At 45.0% G+C, this 14,293-nt stretch carries 23 protein-coding genes and 1 pseudogene; all 24 read right to left on the bottom strand.

Annotated elements, in window-relative coordinates; all coding sequences use genetic code 11:
• Positions 1–101: 101 nt before the first annotated feature.
• A complete protein-coding gene (locus BLP46_RS12950) occupies positions 102–266 on the bottom strand; it encodes a hypothetical protein (protein ID WP_167669155.1) in 165 nt (54 codons plus the stop codon).
• The gene (locus tag BLP46_RS03050; RefSeq protein WP_092975432.1) at positions 263–613 is read right to left on the bottom strand and encodes a hypothetical protein; all 351 of its coding nucleotides are present in this window, start codon (positions 611–613) and stop codon (positions 263–265) included. The genes BLP46_RS12950 and BLP46_RS03050 overlap by 4 nt, the downstream gene beginning before the upstream one ends.
• On the bottom strand, positions 610–1,212 hold the full coding sequence (locus BLP46_RS03045) for a hypothetical protein (RefSeq protein ID WP_502685985.1): 603 nt from the start codon (positions 1,210–1,212) through the stop codon (positions 610–612). The genes BLP46_RS03050 and BLP46_RS03045 overlap by 4 nt, the downstream gene beginning before the upstream one ends.
• Positions 1,209–2,765 (bottom strand): LPD28 domain-containing protein, encoded by a 1,557-nt coding sequence (locus BLP46_RS03040; RefSeq protein ID WP_092975429.1) that lies wholly within the window; start codon positions 2,763–2,765, stop codon positions 1,209–1,211. Before BLP46_RS03040 ends, BLP46_RS03045 begins: the two co-directional genes overlap by 4 nt.
• An 11-nt stretch (positions 2,766–2,776) precedes the next feature.
• Positions 2,777–3,766: a hypothetical protein gene (locus tag BLP46_RS03035; RefSeq protein ID WP_092975426.1), complete on the bottom strand. Its 990-nt coding sequence runs from the start codon at positions 3,764–3,766 to the stop codon at positions 2,777–2,779.
• The gene (locus BLP46_RS03030) at positions 3,763–4,605 is read right to left on the bottom strand and encodes a hypothetical protein (RefSeq protein ID WP_092975423.1); all 843 of its coding nucleotides are present in this window, start codon (positions 4,603–4,605) and stop codon (positions 3,763–3,765) included. The genes BLP46_RS03035 and BLP46_RS03030 overlap by 4 nt, the downstream gene beginning before the upstream one ends.
• Positions 4,599–4,934: a hypothetical protein gene (locus BLP46_RS03025; protein WP_092975420.1), complete on the bottom strand. Its 336-nt coding sequence runs from the start codon at positions 4,932–4,934 to the stop codon at positions 4,599–4,601. The genes BLP46_RS03030 and BLP46_RS03025 overlap by 7 nt, the downstream gene beginning before the upstream one ends.
• Entirely contained in the window at positions 4,934–5,470 is a 537-nt protein-coding gene (locus BLP46_RS03020) for a hypothetical protein (protein ID WP_092975417.1), read from the bottom strand. Before BLP46_RS03020 ends, BLP46_RS03025 begins: the two co-directional genes overlap by 1 nt.
• Before the next feature lies 1 nt (position 5,471).
• Positions 5,472–6,626, bottom strand: coding sequence for a hypothetical protein (locus BLP46_RS03015; protein ID WP_092975414.1), 1,155 nt, complete (start codon positions 6,624–6,626; stop codon positions 5,472–5,474).
• 59 nt (positions 6,627–6,685) lie between these two features.
• Positions 6,686–7,474 carry a hypothetical protein gene (locus tag BLP46_RS03010; RefSeq protein WP_092975411.1) on the bottom strand — a complete coding sequence of 263 codons (789 nt, stop codon included), beginning with the start codon at positions 7,472–7,474 and terminating at the stop codon, positions 6,686–6,688.
• Between the two features lie 63 nt (positions 7,475–7,537).
• Positions 7,538–7,789 (bottom strand): hypothetical protein, encoded by a 252-nt coding sequence (locus BLP46_RS03005; RefSeq protein ID WP_092975408.1) that lies wholly within the window; start codon positions 7,787–7,789, stop codon positions 7,538–7,540.
• Between the two features lie 2 nt (positions 7,790–7,791).
• Positions 7,792–8,238: a SpoVG family protein gene (locus BLP46_RS03000; protein WP_143000433.1), complete on the bottom strand. Its 447-nt coding sequence runs from the start codon at positions 8,236–8,238 to the stop codon at positions 7,792–7,794.
• Positions 8,239–8,254: 16 nt separating this feature from the next.
• Complete coding sequence (locus BLP46_RS02995) at positions 8,255–8,935, bottom strand: DUF3846 domain-containing protein (protein WP_092975402.1); 681 nt, start codon at positions 8,933–8,935, stop codon at positions 8,255–8,257.
• The gene (locus BLP46_RS12795) at positions 8,932–9,129 is read right to left on the bottom strand and encodes a hypothetical protein (RefSeq protein WP_143000432.1); all 198 of its coding nucleotides are present in this window, start codon (positions 9,127–9,129) and stop codon (positions 8,932–8,934) included. The genes BLP46_RS02995 and BLP46_RS12795 overlap by 4 nt, the downstream gene beginning before the upstream one ends.
• A gap of 3 nt (positions 9,130–9,132) precedes the next feature.
• Positions 9,133–9,252 (bottom strand): annotated as a pseudogene (locus tag BLP46_RS13520) (AbrB/MazE/SpoVT family DNA-binding domain-containing protein); the annotation flags it as partial.
• A complete protein-coding gene (locus BLP46_RS02985) occupies positions 9,252–9,482 on the bottom strand; it encodes a hypothetical protein (RefSeq protein ID WP_092975396.1) in 231 nt (76 codons plus the stop codon). The pseudogene BLP46_RS13520 and the gene BLP46_RS02985, both read right to left, overlap by 1 nt.
• The gene (locus tag BLP46_RS02980; RefSeq protein ID WP_092975393.1) at positions 9,463–10,422 is read right to left on the bottom strand and encodes a DNA adenine methylase; all 960 of its coding nucleotides are present in this window, start codon (positions 10,420–10,422) and stop codon (positions 9,463–9,465) included. The genes BLP46_RS02985 and BLP46_RS02980 overlap by 20 nt, the downstream gene beginning before the upstream one ends.
• Positions 10,423–10,633: 211 nt before the next feature.
• Entirely contained in the window at positions 10,634–10,969 is a 336-nt protein-coding gene (locus BLP46_RS02975; RefSeq protein ID WP_092975390.1) for a hypothetical protein, read from the bottom strand.
• Positions 10,969–12,174, bottom strand: a complete 1,206-nt coding sequence (gene dcm, locus BLP46_RS02970; protein WP_092975388.1) for a DNA (cytosine-5-)-methyltransferase — start codon at positions 12,172–12,174, stop codon at positions 10,969–10,971. The genes BLP46_RS02975 and dcm overlap by 1 nt, the downstream gene beginning before the upstream one ends.
• A 39-nt stretch (positions 12,175–12,213) precedes the next feature.
• Positions 12,214–12,528, bottom strand: a complete 315-nt coding sequence (locus tag BLP46_RS02965) for a DUF4314 domain-containing protein (RefSeq protein ID WP_092975385.1) — start codon at positions 12,526–12,528, stop codon at positions 12,214–12,216.
• A 26-nt stretch (positions 12,529–12,554) separates the two neighbouring features.
• Positions 12,555–12,833: a hypothetical protein gene (locus BLP46_RS02960; RefSeq protein ID WP_143000431.1), complete on the bottom strand. Its 279-nt coding sequence runs from the start codon at positions 12,831–12,833 to the stop codon at positions 12,555–12,557.
• Positions 12,834–12,880: 47 nt separating this feature from the next.
• Positions 12,881–13,519, bottom strand: coding sequence for a hypothetical protein (locus BLP46_RS02955; protein ID WP_092975379.1), 639 nt, complete (start codon positions 13,517–13,519; stop codon positions 12,881–12,883).
• Positions 13,471–13,776 carry a hypothetical protein gene (locus tag BLP46_RS02950; RefSeq protein ID WP_143000430.1) on the bottom strand — a complete coding sequence of 102 codons (306 nt, stop codon included), beginning with the start codon at positions 13,774–13,776 and terminating at the stop codon, positions 13,471–13,473. Before BLP46_RS02950 ends, BLP46_RS02955 begins: the two co-directional genes overlap by 49 nt.
• Positions 13,777–14,012: 236 nt before the next feature.
• A partial coding sequence (locus BLP46_RS13265; protein WP_318259437.1) for a transposase occupies positions 14,013–14,293 on the bottom strand: 281 nt, incomplete at its 5' end.

The raw sequence follows: 14,293 nt of genomic DNA, 5'->3' as shown, positions 1-14,293 counted from the left end.
GCCCCTGCCGCATTAAAACTGTGTTTTGTTTTACCCGATGGGCTTGTCGCCAATCATAACCTCATCGCCTGCCTTTGCATTATAAATTGATTTATCTCAACTTACAGCTTCATCCGGTGGGATTCATCACTGTTAAGATTTGCGAACTTTTCTTCCAATCCTGATAGGATCTTTTCGGTTTGCTTATCGGTATATCCGCAAAGCGCCTTACCTACGAGTTCTTCCAAAACTTCGGATTCGTCATCTGTCAGGATTAAGGTTTTCATAATTTCAACCCCTGCCCTTCTTCGCAATCAGAATCTTCGAGAAGATACGTCGTCTGTTCTGCGTCCTCTCCAAGAGATTTCAGAATATTGTTGAAATCCTCAACATCGTTACAATCACGGATACCGAAATCAACACATCTTTGCTGAATTTTCGAAACGTCTATGCCGTCGGCAATGAGAAAGTCGTTGAGCTGCAGCCAAGCCTTTCCCTTATCCCAATTCACGCATAGCATAGTTGGAAATCCGCCTGTCTGATCACATTGGAAATCCTCTGAGGTGTAAATATCAACAGCGTCTGTATCTTCGTTGAGACTTTCGATTTTGTCTGTGAATTCATCGTAGGTCATAATCGCATACCCATCCCTTCGTCATCATCCTCATCGAAGTCATCATCGTCATAGTCATCGCTCTCGGCGCTGTCCGTGATATTGACGTATTCTCCGATGATGCCAAGTGCTTCTGAGTAGCTGCCGGATTTCGTTATCCTGCTGCACATCTCAGACGCTTCTTCCTTCATTCCGTTCTGCTTAAGAGTACGGGATGCAATGCCCATCAGATTGAAGATGTTGCCGTCCTGTCCTATCAAAGCACAGTCCGGTTTGGCTTTTTCTTTCTGCTCTGTTTGGAAACCGCCAAGATTGTTCTCAACGTAATCTGAGAGCCATGTGCTGCCGAAGTTTTCATTGGTAGCGAGCCGCCACATAGCGAATTTACCGGTATCAAGGTGAACGTCATTGCTGAACGGGAACAGAATGTTCGTCAGCCCTTCGTGTTCAAACACACTCACATCGCTGAATTTCGTGCCGTCAATCAGCACCTTCGCGTCGGTCAGCATTTCGTTTATACCGTCAAGCCACTCCTGCGGATCTCCTCCGCAGCCTTGCAGGATCAAGCCTTCTTTGCCCTGCATCTTCCTCAAATCTTCTGCTTTAATCGTAGTTATCACAACTTCATACCTCCTGATTGTATGGGTTCATCATCGGTTTCTTCTTCAGAGAAGTCTGTGTGGGTAAATTCTTCCGGTGTCATAAATTCTCCGAGAAAGTTGGGTTCTGAGTCATAATCAAGTTCGATATACCCGTCAGTTCCGAAATCGAGCGGTTCTTTCGTGATGAACGAGCCTGCATGATCGATCTTTACTTCGGGTTCAATTGATCCGAAATAAACATTGTCGACGCCTTTTCCTTCTCTGAAATCATAACGGTACATGCCGTCCGGGACTTCGCTGTCATCAATACGTCTATCAACGTATATACCTTTCACACCACACACTTCCATGAGTTCAAAATCATATGATTCGCTCTCGCTAAGCGGAGTTGGAAAATCCACATTCTCATACAAAGACCTGTTGCAAGCAGATACGATTCCATAATTTGTGACCTTCGCGCCGAGTGCTTCGAGAAGCTTTTGGGCATCGTCATGAGAAGAAATCTTTTCAAACCATTTGCCGTCAAAATCTGTTGGCGCGTGGTAGGCAAGATATCTTTTAAAGAATTCATCGGCGTTTTCATCCTGATAGCACAAACTGTATCTATCAAGCACTTCAAATACCCGCTTCATTTCTTCAAGAGAGCCGATGTTTTCGGCTTCAATGATTGCTTTGAACAAAGCCCTATTATCATAGGACTGCATAAGGTATTCATTTGCAATGATATTGAGCGTTTCTATATCATCCATTGAGTCAAAGACATCCTCGTCGATCTGGGGTATGCCGCTTTGAAGTTGATAATAGACACAGTCCTCAATGCTGTCTGCGCCGAGCTTTTCGGCAAACTCGTGGAGTTCGTCAATACCGATCGGCAGTTCAAGCCACTGCGCGCTGTCTAACACTTCGCCGGGATCCTCTTCGGGAGCTTTTGCCACAAGAAGTCTGAAAACCGCATTTTCAAAATCCTCTGTCGGAGGAATATGCTCTCCGTCATATACTTGTGGATTTTTGTAGCCATAGGTGGCAACGTAGAAGCCGTTGATAAAGTATCCTTCATCGTTATCCATCTGCTGCTGTCCGATAGCTTCATAGTCGAGAAACTTCAGCGCCGAATCAGGCAGATTCTCTAAATCTGTGATAAAGCTGTTTTCTACGGCAAATCTGCCGAGTTCTTCAAGATCAGTTATATCGGGAACAAGCGGAACAGCGTCCAAGCCGTAAGTCAGATTTATTAAATCTTTTACGGAAGGAAGTTCTTTTCCCTCTTTGCCAAAGTATTTCTCAGTTACCGCGTCGTAAGCGATTTGCTCGTGGCGTTCTAATGAGTTCAGCCGCTTTGCAAGAAAGTTGAGTTCCTCGATGCTTGTGGTATCGAGCCTGACATTATCGAAATTGATTCCGTCAGACTCATATACCGAGATATCCCGATAGATGTTGACGTGTTCCATATACCTAGCCTGCTGTTTGGCATTCTCGATCTGCATTTTTGTCGCAGGCAAATCAAGTGAAGAATAGAAGTATCCGTCGCCGTTTTCTTTTTCGGCGGTTAGTTCAATTTGTATCCATGCCATTTTTACACCTCCTACATTTTCATAGTGGAGCCTTCATCCTCAACGGGAGTTTCTCCCACACCCCAAGGTTCGGCTTCATAGATTTGCTTTCCTCTGTAGGTGATCGCAGTGATCTCCTGTGGATAGAACCGTGAGCCTTCCTCAAACATATTGCGGAAGTTCTCCCTGTCCTTCGCGGGCATATCCCATGAATGATAATCCATATACGCATTACATCCGAGGTTGAACGCCGGATATTTGAACGTGAAATCCTTTCCGTCACGTTGAATCGTAACATTAACGGATTTTGCTCCGCTTTCGTTTACCGCCTTGCTGATTTCTCTCTGGCGGTGGAAACGGGTATCTTCCTGAGCTTCCAATTTTTCAAGACAATCCTTGATGTGGTCGTTCATATACAGTTCAAGCAACATATCATCCTGATGCGTTTGCCAATACTCTGTCGCCGCTTCTTCAACGGCCGCAGACGGGTATTTGAGATACCGTATCATCTGCGCTTCTTCAAATCTGTCACAATCATAGTCGCATTGGAATTTCACATCTTCTGATGTTTCTCCGTCCAAGAACTTTTGGCGGACAGTTGATTCAGCGTAGTATTCCTTGAAATGGTCAAGCTTTTGCTGATATGATTCATCCTCAAAGAACGGACTCCGGAGATTATCTACATTATCGTCTACGATATTGGTGATAAAGCTGCGAACAGAAGCTTCAAAATCGTCACGCAACGAGAAGACCGTCTTTCTCGAATCAATATCAGGCAAATTACCTTTTAATACACTTTGCAAATCATAAAGTCTGCCATCAAGTTTGTTGTATATACCGCAGTAATAAAATGCCTGTGTACGGGACAGATTGTTTCCGTTGCAAACTCTCTGGTAATAGAGGAAGTCAAAGTCATCATCATATGGGATTTTGACCAGGTTCTTCTTATCACCTCTCTCTTCAATCACACAGTGGTGAGCCGCGTCGTTTTCGAGCCAAGTGGATAAATCTGCATATTTCACAGCTTCATCCCTCCGCTTTGCTGCTGAGAGAGAAATTCGTTCATCTCATTCTCGTCATAGATGAAATAGTGATCGGCACTCCACATGGAGACATAGAGGTCACCGTCCTCGGTTTCGATAGGTCTTTGTTCAAGACCTTCTCCAAACCCATCCGAATTCTGACCGGACACCCACTCTCTGACTTTCTCTTTTTCCTCTGATGTGAATGGCTCACGAAGCTTGAAATCCACCTTGCCGTAGAGCGTACCGTTCTTCTCGTCTACGCCCCACCTTGCGGTAACCATCTTCGCCCTGGCGTTTTCATCATCGTAGAAATATTCTTTCATATCATCCAAATCGGAATCCTGTTCTTTATCTACGAGCTCTTTGATATCCCACTCGTAGGAACAAAGGAAGCGGTTGTCGACTTCATACTCATCGCCGTACTCTTCATCTTCGAGCCTGCCGACAAGCGGAAAGTAGAAGGTTTCCGTGTATTGTCCGGCTTCATAAGATTGCTTTCTGATATCTTCCATCAGCTCCTGCGGTGAGGAATACTGATCGTGAATAATATCCGATTCTATCGCTTCTTTGACTTCATCGGGTGCGTTCATAACCGCGTGTGCCAGATTATTTACATCTCTCATCGTATGGCTGTCATTGAACAGCTTGATCAAGTGAGCGCCGATGTCGCTGTCGGCTAACAGTTTTACTTTGATTTTGGAATCAGCCGATATGGGGGTGTTGTGGGATAATTCGCGACCGACTGAAAAGAGTTTCATGTCAAGGTCGCTTCTGTCACAAGGCAAATCCACCACAAGGGTATTGCCTCTGTTAGTTACAACTGCTGTAATCAGCATAATTTCACCTCGCTTCTGATTATGGGAGTATAGATCGTGAATTCTGAATTGCCGTGCTGATGCACATCGGGATGATTGAGGAATTTCTCCCCTCTGCCCGTGTAGGCAGCGACCTCATATTCATTGGCGTTAAAGATTTCTCCTTCGCCATAGAGGAAGGATTCCACCTTCGCCTTGATTTCACGGCAACTCATATTGTCGCATATAAACTTCTGATAAATCAGCCAATCCTCCAAGTCATAGTTGCTTGTGGGGATCCCGCCGCACAGAAGCTGCGCTGTATTTCCGTTATCGGCAGTCAGCGTTACTTTTGAGAACAGAATAGCCATTACATGCCTCCCATTCTGAACGATTCATCATCCTCTTCATCAAAATCCTCGTTGTCGGTAAGGATAATGAAATGAGACGATTCGATTTCATCAACTTCATCACTGTGAAGGAATTCCTCACCTCTTGTTGCGATATATATAAGATCATCATCACTTGCATTCTCCGACTCTCCTTCTCCAAACGAGTAAGCTTTGGCATTGACCTCAATGCTCTCCGCATCAGAGTTATCTTCAAGGAATTCATTGTAAAGGTCAGCGTTTTCCAAATCCTCTTCGCTGTTTACGATGCCACTGCAAAGGAATTCATCTGTAGAACCGTTGTCGGCGGTAAGTGTTACCTTTGAGAAGAGCATAGTTTTATTCGGTCTGTCCGTAAAATACTCGCTTAGATAATCAATACCGCAGTCTACGATTTCAAAATCTGTCATTCCGATAACATTATGAAGTGAATTATAAATCTCATCGTCATCGTGAATGTGAGAGGTTATCCAAAACAACGCACTGTCAAACAGTTCTTTTCTTCGCTCATCGGTCATATCACATGCCTCCCATTCTCATAGAGTTGTCGGCTGTATCAAGCTGATCGAGAATCTCGTCCAGTCCGGTATAACCAGCATAGTAGATGAAGCCGCCTGATACGAATTGACCTGAATGCTCGTCCGCGATATATTCTCCGAACTGATCGAAGTTGAAGAAATCTTCCAATTCCTCAGACAAGTCGTAATCGTCGGAGTGATTGATGAAATATCTGCCGACTTCGTCATAGTCGCCCTCATCAATTTCGGTAATAAGCTCAAAGTCATCAGCGCTGTCTATCAGAACATTGATGTCGCTTGACGAAGTTGCACCTGTGTATTCTAAAAGAGCGGCTACCTTATTGGGATCGATATCATATTCATCCAGTGTTTTCAAAATACTGTTCAACTCGTTGATGCCGTCTTTTTCAAACACTTCATTGAACGAATCAACCAATTTACTGTATCTGGCATTCGTCAACTCAAGCGAACATTCACACGCTTCCAAATCCGGTGCGCCAAGTCGCTTTAGTGCTTTTCCGAAAGCAAGTTCGGAATCAGGCAAGAACACCATTTCAGATTTCCCGTTGTACTCTATCTCGATATCCACGATGGACGCATTGTAGGCAAAGTACGGGAACACTTGACCGTCATAGAGTTCTTCAAGCGGTTTATCCTCCCTGAACAGGAGCCCTTTGGGTGTAAATACTCCGCGACCTGAATTCAGCAGATTCATACCGACTTGGGCGTAGTGCTCGTCATACTTCGAATCAGCAGGAACACTTCCCTCGGTGTTGAGAATATATTCTCTGCCGACCTTTGTCATGTCGCTGATGTCTTTGATCAAAGTAAACTTATCAAGGTTGAACGAAAGATTTATCAAATCTCTGAGGCTGCCCATATGCTCATGATCAACTGCGACTACAAACTGATCCATTTCGTCGTCATCCAAACAATCAAGTCTTTTGGCGAGGTAATTCAGCTGATCAAGATTCACTTCGCTTTTAGAGAGTACAGAAAGCACATTGGGATAATCTATAGCCCTCACATAGAATAGCTTTGTTGTATCAGTCGGCATATAGTTTTCCTTCAATAACCGGTCAAGCTCATCGTCATCAATCGGAAATTCGATTTCCGCAATTATTCCGTCATATTCAATTTTCGATAAGATATTCATAAGTTTTCTCACCTCGTTTCTAACAGAAAACACCCGAAGCGAGTTCGGGTGTTTCGATATTATCCATAGACTACATATATTTGATTGTTACTTGCGATCACGTTGAACGCGATATCTCCGGGTTCGGCACTGCTGCCGAAGTAGTATGGCAGATAGCCGACCTCGTCATACCCTGCGGAGATCACACTGTCGGTATCGCTGTAATCGCTGACATCAAGCGGTGGAAACCATCCGGCGTTTCCGGTATTAAGCGAGGAGTTATACACCATACCGAGTGATGTTCCGTAGCCAATCAAGGCGTTTGTTACGCGCCCGAAGTCGATTGATTTCTTCTTCGGCTGTTCTGCGGGCTTCTCGGTTTGCTTTGGCTTTTCCTCGGATTTAGGTTTTTCCGTCTGTTTCGGCTTGCTCTCTGACTTTGGCTTTTCCGTAGCCTTTGGCTTGTTTTCTGACTTCGGAGTATCAGCAGCTTTGGGAGTTGATTCCGCTTTGGGCTGCTGTGCCGGAGCCTCATTATTGCTTGTTTGAGGAGAACCGGACTGTTCTCCGTCATTGCTGTTATTCTGCCCAACACTGCCCGAATTTTGGCTTGTTTCGGTCTTTTTCGGCTTGCTCGGCTTAGTTGTCGATGGCTCGGATTTGTCCGACACAGGCGAAGTTTCGGCGGTAACCGATTCGGTTGCAGCTGTCGTTCCCTGCGTAGGTTTCTCCGCTTCATCCATTGTTGAAACTACTGTTTTGGTGGTACTTGCGACTGATGATTCTGTCGTACCGTTGGCTTGTGTACATGCGGTAAGTGCGTTTGCCGCCATAAGGATTGTTAATATTATTGCGATGTTTTTCTTCATATTGATCGCGCTCCTTTCTTAGCAAACACAATACCACATATTTTCAAAATAGCCAGACCAAAATCACATTTTTTGTCTGAAACCGTGAGAAATATCTTCCTCGTCCTCAAAGTCCTCGGATTCTTCCTCATGCTCGTCATAAATATCGCAGCCTATAAGAGAGAATATTTTCAACATTCCGTTAACACCTCCCTGCTGACATTCGGGACAGTGTTCAAGGTGAGCCGTCATCTCGATGTTGTCCTCTGTCATAATCAGCTCATTGATTTCTTTTTCCTTCTGCTGTTCTTCCGTCAGCTCCGGTTTTTTCCTCATGATTACATCCTCGGACGGAAGCTCGGCACTTCATCGGGTTCTTCATCGTAATCCTCAGAGCCGTATTCAGATTCCTCATCCTCGGATTCGGCGTAGTTCTCCCCCTCGTCCTCGTCCTCAGACTCTTCAAGTGCCTGCTCGTAGGCGTCGAGTACCTTTGAATTGATCGCTTCTCTTGCCTCTTTGGAAATGGGATGAGCGTAATCGGCATACTTTGTTTCGCCGTTGCTGTCCTCATAGGAATAGGACGGCATGGAAACGAACAACCCTTTCTTGGAATCCATAACGCGCAAACCGTGAATGGCAACTGCGCCGCCGACAGTCACACTTGCGAAAGCGCGAAGATTGGTGTCGTTATCTACGAGATTATCGATCTTGGCATTGATTCTCGGCATAGGAGCCTTTTTGCCTGTGTTTTTGTTTCCTTTATAGGTGTTGGTTTTAGCCATATTGTAAAATCCTTTCTTAAAAACTGATAATTCTGAATCCCATATCACCGGCTACCTCCTGGTCGCTGATTTCTTCGGGTTCAGCGTATTTCTGCATATATTTCTCCGCTTCTTCATCTGTAAGGGAGCGGAATTCCTCACCCGCGTCGCCGCAGACAAAGAACGGACCTGCAATGATACCGCCGTAATCAAGATGGCGGTTTCCTTTCATGCCGATGAGCTTTGCTTCATCATTGCCGACGATAACAGTACCGTCATCGTTATCGATCGGCTGAATCAAGCCGCCGACTGCATTCTGAAGATCTCTGAGGTCTGTTCTGATGCGGATATCAAGAGGCGTATTGTTCGGGGTGACATATACCACTCTCATACCCTCCTGCTCCTTAGCTTTGGAAGCGTTGAAGTCGATTTTCTTGAAGCCGATATCCTGAACGAAGTAGGAGCCGTTCGGCGTTACCAAATCCTCATTCTCATTACACACCTGAACGACATCCGAAACTGACAAACTGTGTCCTTGATGCGTCATCGGACGGCTTGTATTGAACAGGCGGTAAACATCTTCGAGATTCTCCGCTTCTACATCGCCGTAGTAGACATTCTTGTAGAGCGACGGATCCACACCCTCTTTTGGAAGTCCAAAGAATTTCTTGCCGTGAGTCCTCTCGCTTGACTCCATCTGGTAGATTTTTAGCCTCATCTTCTCGAAGCTCCTGCCTGCTGCGCCGCCCACTTCATCGTAAGATAAATGAGGGCTTCGCGCTGCTCCTGCTCGGTGAGACCGTCCAAAGCATCCTGAAGCGTGATTTCTTCCTCGACCTGTTCGGGTTCATTCGGCACAGGCTCTGTGGGTACTTCCTCGCAACCGTCGCAGATAAACTCTCTCGTTACCAAAACGGAGCCGTCGGGCAGATCCGAAAAGGTTATGATGTCGCCTTTCTTCCAGCCGAGTTTCATGCGGATGGGATACGGGATGGTTGTTCTTCCTTCTTTGCCTAAAAACTTGATCAATGTCATTATTTCGTACCTCTCTGTCTTGTCATTTTCTCGCGGCACTCTTCGCAAACGCAGTCACAGCCGCACTGTTTCATTTCTTCCGAAGTCATTCCGGAATCCTGAATGACGATCACGCCCTGCTTTGCGGAGAAAGTCACCACATTATGGGCGGGGATCTTTGCGGTCAACAGGATTTCCACGGGAATGCACACAAGTGCCATGTCGTTAAAGTCAGCAAATTCTTTTTCCATTGTATCTTATACTCTCCTTCATAATGGTATCTATATCTTTAATTGCTTCTATGGGTGTAAACAAATCGATCTGCCACGAGAAGTTTCGCGCTTTCTCGCTCAAATCATAATTGGCAATGAGGAGTTCGGGAAACTCCTTGCCGGGATCATACTTCTGAACCATGCTGTGTACCCGCTTGAAATCATAGAACGAATAGCCTTTATACAACTCTCTTATTTCGGGACAATCGTTATATGATAACAGCCACTTGCCTTTGGCATTTACAAGCGTGTCATGCAATCTGACGTGATCTTCCCAAGTGAATCCGCAGTCATATACATACTCACTGCTGAAATACGGCGGATCACAGTAGAAGAACGAATCCTCACGATCGTAGTGCTTGATTAGCGTTTCGAAGTCCTGATTTTCCACAACTGCGTTATTCATCCTGATGGCAAGCTGCTCGATTCCGTCATACAGTTTGCTGATGTCAAACGGCTGACTGGCAAAGCTCTTGCATGAGCTCGAATAGCTGTGGCGAATCAGTTTGAGGAAGGTCGCTGCTCTGTGCAGATCGCAGTCGTTCTCTATCCTGTTCTGGATTTCAAGGACAGCTTTGGCTACATCAATGTCGTAAAGGACTTCCGTGAGCTTCAGTTCTTCCTCGAAATACGGATTATGGAAATCCTCTGTGTTGATTCGGCGCTTCCATTCCTCGAAAAAATCTCTTGAATTCAAATGGCAAAAGCCAAGTTCGACTTTGAAAGCGTTAGGTCGAAAGATCATCACTCTAAACAGATTTGTCAGATTGCGGTTGTAGTCGTTGTAAACTTCAAACTTGTCCTTACGGCGTTTTCCGAGAAGCACAGCACATGAACCGCCGAACGGCTCAATGTATCTGTCGTGCTTATCGGGGAACATAGCATACAAGATATGAAGTATCGGACTTTTGTTTCCCACCCAGGTGACCGGGCTTTTGATGTTATCACTCTCCCATCCGGCGAGCCGCCGTTGGCAATCCCCACCGCAAAGGTTTCTGCTAATGGATAGCATCGTTTTCGGTGGGGCTTCAACTTACTGCTCACGGTAAAAATGTATCAACCGCCCTAAATGCAAAAAGCAATATCAACCATTACATTTAGAAACGATTGATATTGCTGTAAATTACTTTTTATTCCGTATCCTGTTCAAACGGGATCACGTTTGTACGGTGTCTGGCGTGAGGAGCTACCCTCGACTTTTTCAGCGTTTCGATCTCAAGCTTGAGCTTCTCATCGGAGAGCTTCTTTCCACGCTCTGAATTTTCAAGCGATTTGATTCTCTCATCCAGCTCATTGTACTTTTCCTCTGCCCTTTCACGAGCCTTCGTATATGCTTTCCTCTCCGTTTCCTTGAAGGTATCGATCCTCTTGGAAATCTTGATATACGCGAAAAGGATGGCACAGCAGAAAAGGACGAGAAAAACTCCGATGATGATTCCTAAAAATACTGCTGTTGTTTCGTTCATTATGAATTCCTTTCTTCGACTTCCTTAATAACTCTGCCTATGGCAGTTATAACGGGTACGGATACCGCGTTGCCTGCCATCTTGTATAACTGATTGTCCGAAATGCCTGCGGCAAGAGCTTTGTCAAATTGTTCATCTGTAAATCCCTGCAACCGCCAGCACTCTCTCGGCGTTAATCTGCGGATCCTGCCGATATGATACTCTCCGTTCTTATCTACGATCAAAACCGCAAACGGCGCGTTTTCATCTATTTCTTCAAGGAAGATGCCCGACCGTTCCGCTTTTCGTCTGCCGATGCCTGCGTTGTACCTTGCGGTTATACACCTTGCAATCTCCGTAAGCTGTGGATCGGTGTTCAAGTCCACAAAGTAATAAGCCTGCGTCGCGCTCGTTGTCAGCGTATGGGCGATTTCATAACCTACCCTACCGCGTCTTGAATTGATCGTTGCGTAAGCCGTATCGATGGTATCGCCGGGTTGAGCGATTTGAAAACCCTTTTTTGTTTTCACCTTGATTCTCAGTCCGAAATCCTCAATAAGATAGATACCTGTCTTACCGCCGAAGCCGCCTGTTCCGCTTGTGAGCGTTACGCCTACTCCGTCTGAGGAGTAAAGCCGCTTTCCCTGACAGCCTCCTTTGAGCTGTAAAGGAGCGTCCCCACTTGCTTGTGTGAAAGATAATACTTTTCCTGTACATTTTTCTCGATTATATCCGACAATGTACACCCTGCGTCTGGCTTGCGGCACTCCGTAATCTTTGCTGTTAAGCACTTGCCACGTGACATCATACCCCAATTCGTCCATCGTACTGAGGATGGTTGCAAATGTCCTGCCGGAGTCGTGGTTAAGCAATCCGGGTACGTTTTCAAGCAACAAATACTTAGGTCTTTTAACCTCGGCAATCCGGGCAATTTCAAAGAACAGCGTTCCTCTGGCGTCCTCGAATCCGCCGCGCTTTCCGCAGATGCTGAACGACTGACAAGGGAATCCTCCAACGATAAGATCAATATCGGGCAAGTCTTTCGGATCGATTGTTCTTGCGTCCTCAAAGTATAACTCTCCTTCTGTATCGTATATAGCTTCATACGCTTTCTTGGCATACTTGTCGATCTCACAATAGCCGACGCACTCAAAACCGTCTATGGCTTCAAGTCCCGACCTGAAACCGCCGATGCCCGAAAACATATCAAAGAATTTGATAGACATAACTTGTCATCTCAAATCCAACAGTATAATTCATCACCTCTACATCTTCATTTTCATGCCGCTTGATTCTTCGGGAGCTTCGTCCTGATTCTCTGCAGCGTTGTTTTCTGCTTCAACTTCTTCGGAAGACAGTTTTCTGAATGAATCCTCATCCCTGTTTAATGCAAGTGAACTTCCGTTATCCCAATTCACATGGATCTGAGCGATGTCATCAACAAACATCACGCTCCCCTTTGTTCCGCTCGGAACAGGAGCAAACGGATCGTTCATACAGAGGCATTCCACTCTCGTGCCGGGCGGATACATACTGCGGAGACCTTCTGCCTGTCTGCGAAGTCTTTCGTATTCGTTCATAATTTTTCCTTCCTGAAGCAATGCTTCTACATGATTTCCCCGAAAGCAAAACCGAATTCAGCCTTTTCAAGAGCCTGCTGCTTCGGAACTAAGATTTCGAGAAGCTTTGCGCGGTATTTCAAATCCGTGATTTTATCAAGGTAGATGCCGTAAGTCGTAAGTAACAAGCTGCCGTTTGGCTTTTCCACTGTCACCTCTCCGTACATTCCTTGCTCACAAATGAAATCCGCGACTTGCTCAATATCGAAGAGCTTCTTCTCTGTTCTGACTGAGTGTCCGATCAACACGGGGTATTCTTCAGTCATTTCCTCCCTCCTTTTGCCGGTCTGATATCTGCTGACACTGCACATCGTTACCTTTCTCCCTTCTTGATAACTGCCGTACCGAATCTGCGAATCAGAATGGCATTACAGATATAAAAAAACTCCTTGTCACAGATGTTTCTGCGAAAGGAGATCTCTTTCAGTGATAATCTTTTTGTTCCGAGATAGAGGTCATTCGCAAAATCAATGAGCACTCTGTCCTTCGGTTCAAGATCTGATGTCATACAAAAATACCCTTGCGAGGTATGTACGGCGTGATCCCAAATATTCGGGCGGATGGTCAATGTGTAAACACAGGCTATGTGATTAAAGTCATCCTCATTGATTTCCTGCATAGCCGCTTCAAAGGCCGCCTTATGAGCTTTACTGCAGAAGAGCTTGTTGCCTTTGTATTTAGCGAGTAGATCGATCACACGATGCGCGAAAGGGATATACCGGTTGTCGAGCAGGAACGTTTCAACCAAATCCCTTGTGATGATTGCGTTTGATTGGATTTTCCTTTTGATATACGGGCAGTGAGCTTCTACGCAGCTATCGAGCTTGCAGTCACAGTTTCTGCATTCGGAACAGCTGTCGGCAAACTCCCAAACCTCTTTTCTCTCAAAGTTAGGCACGACCTTCATATCGCGCTCAAATCTCTGCAGTTCTTTATTTTCGGTGAAATGCATTTCTCCAACTCCTTTTTCGTTTTTGTTTCAAATTCTTCTTTTAACTTATTCATCAGCCAGACTCCGTCAACTGCTGTCAACATATTAAAATACGGAGACCTGAAAAAGCTCTCACATTCAATGATTGTATGTCTGTCACAAGCACTTTTTGGACACAACCATAAATTTTTCATTGCTTCCCTGTAATCATGTGCCGCTTTTATGATGATTGCATTCGCTAATTCCTCGGCCGCATATAGCATTGGATCTACATACAAAATAATCACCTCTTCAAATTTTTTTTGCAACAAAAAAAGAGCCAATCACTATACTTCTAAAACAAAATTAGAAATATAATGATTGGCTCTTGAATTATTGTTATGTACCAACCGCCCAAGATGTCGGGAGCGGGCGGCTGGCTTGAAAGGAGAACAATCAAAAAAGGCTCAATGTCAATAATTGGGGTAACCCGAAAAAATGAAAATGAATGAAATATTAAAAACAAGCGATAGCGTCAAGTTGTCGCTTGTTTTTGACAATTGACAGATTTAAGAGAAAATATATGTAAAATACGATTACGAAAACGGTTGAAATTTCTGTAACCGTAAGCGTTGCGTTTAAGGACTTTGATTTTGTTGTTGCAACCTTCAGTAAAGCCGTTTGTGATAGTGGAAGAAAATGAATTAAGAATACCTGTAAGCCAATTCATCATAGTATTTGCACACTTTTGAAGTTGAGGAATATCACTGTCAAGTGCGGAGTTAATCCAATCAGACATAGCAATTTTAGCCGAAT

Source organism: Ruminococcus sp. YE282 (assembly GCA_900101355.1).
GTDB lineage: Bacteria > Bacillota > Clostridia > Oscillospirales > Acutalibacteraceae > Ruminococcoides > Ruminococcoides bromii_A.
The sequence above is the reverse complement of the archived record's forward strand: the minus strand, read 5'-3'. Positions and strand labels throughout refer to the sequence as shown.

Bases quoted from the DNA above. Each gene is read 5' to 3' on its own strand.
- BLP46_RS03040 (WP_092975429.1), bottom strand. From the start codon at position 2,765: ATGGCATGGATACAAATTGAACTAACCGCCGAAAAAGAAAACGGCGAC.
- BLP46_RS03020 (WP_092975417.1), bottom strand. From the start codon at position 5,470: ATGACCGATGAGCGAAGAAAAGAACTGTTTGACAGTGCGTTGTTTTGG.
- BLP46_RS12950 (WP_167669155.1), bottom strand. From the start codon at position 266: ATGAAAACCTTAATCCTGACAGATGACGAATCCGAAGTTTTGGAAGAA.
- BLP46_RS03030 (WP_092975423.1), bottom strand. From the start codon at position 4,605: ATGCTGATTACAGCAGTTGTAACTAACAGAGGCAATACCCTTGTGGTG.
- BLP46_RS02965 (WP_092975385.1), bottom strand. From the start codon at position 12,528: ATGAACGAATACGAAAGACTTCGCAGACAGGCAGAAGGTCTCCGCAGT.
- BLP46_RS02985 (WP_092975396.1), bottom strand. From the start codon at position 9,482: ATGGAAAAAGAATTTGCTGACTTTAACGACATGGCACTTGTGTGCATT.
- BLP46_RS03050 (WP_092975432.1), bottom strand. From the start codon at position 613: ATGACCTACGATGAATTCACAGACAAAATCGAAAGTCTCAACGAAGAT.
- dcm (WP_092975388.1), bottom strand. From the start codon at position 12,174: ATGTCTATCAAATTCTTTGATATGTTTTCGGGCATCGGCGGTTTCAGG.
- BLP46_RS03000 (WP_143000433.1), bottom strand. From the start codon at position 8,238: ATGGCTAAAACCAACACCTATAAAGGAAACAAAAACACAGGCAAAAAG.
- BLP46_RS03005 (WP_092975408.1), bottom strand. From the start codon at position 7,789: ATGAGGAAAAAACCGGAGCTGACGGAAGAACAGCAGAAGGAAAAAGAA.
- BLP46_RS02995 (WP_092975402.1), bottom strand. From the start codon at position 8,935: ATGAGGCTAAAAATCTACCAGATGGAGTCAAGCGAGAGGACTCACGGC.
- BLP46_RS02960 (WP_143000431.1), bottom strand. From the start codon at position 12,833: ATGACTGAAGAATACCCCGTGTTGATCGGACACTCAGTCAGAACAGAG.
- BLP46_RS02955 (WP_092975379.1), bottom strand. From the start codon at position 13,519: ATGCATTTCACCGAAAATAAAGAACTGCAGAGATTTGAGCGCGATATG.
- BLP46_RS03010 (WP_092975411.1), bottom strand. From the start codon at position 7,474: ATGAAGAAAAACATCGCAATAATATTAACAATCCTTATGGCGGCAAAC.
- BLP46_RS03025 (WP_092975420.1), bottom strand. From the start codon at position 4,934: ATGGCTATTCTGTTCTCAAAAGTAACGCTGACTGCCGATAACGGAAAT.
- BLP46_RS02975 (WP_092975390.1), bottom strand. From the start codon at position 10,969: ATGAACGAAACAACAGCAGTATTTTTAGGAATCATCATCGGAGTTTTT.
- BLP46_RS03015 (WP_092975414.1), bottom strand. From the start codon at position 6,626: ATGAATATCTTATCGAAAATTGAATATGACGGAATAATTGCGGAAATC.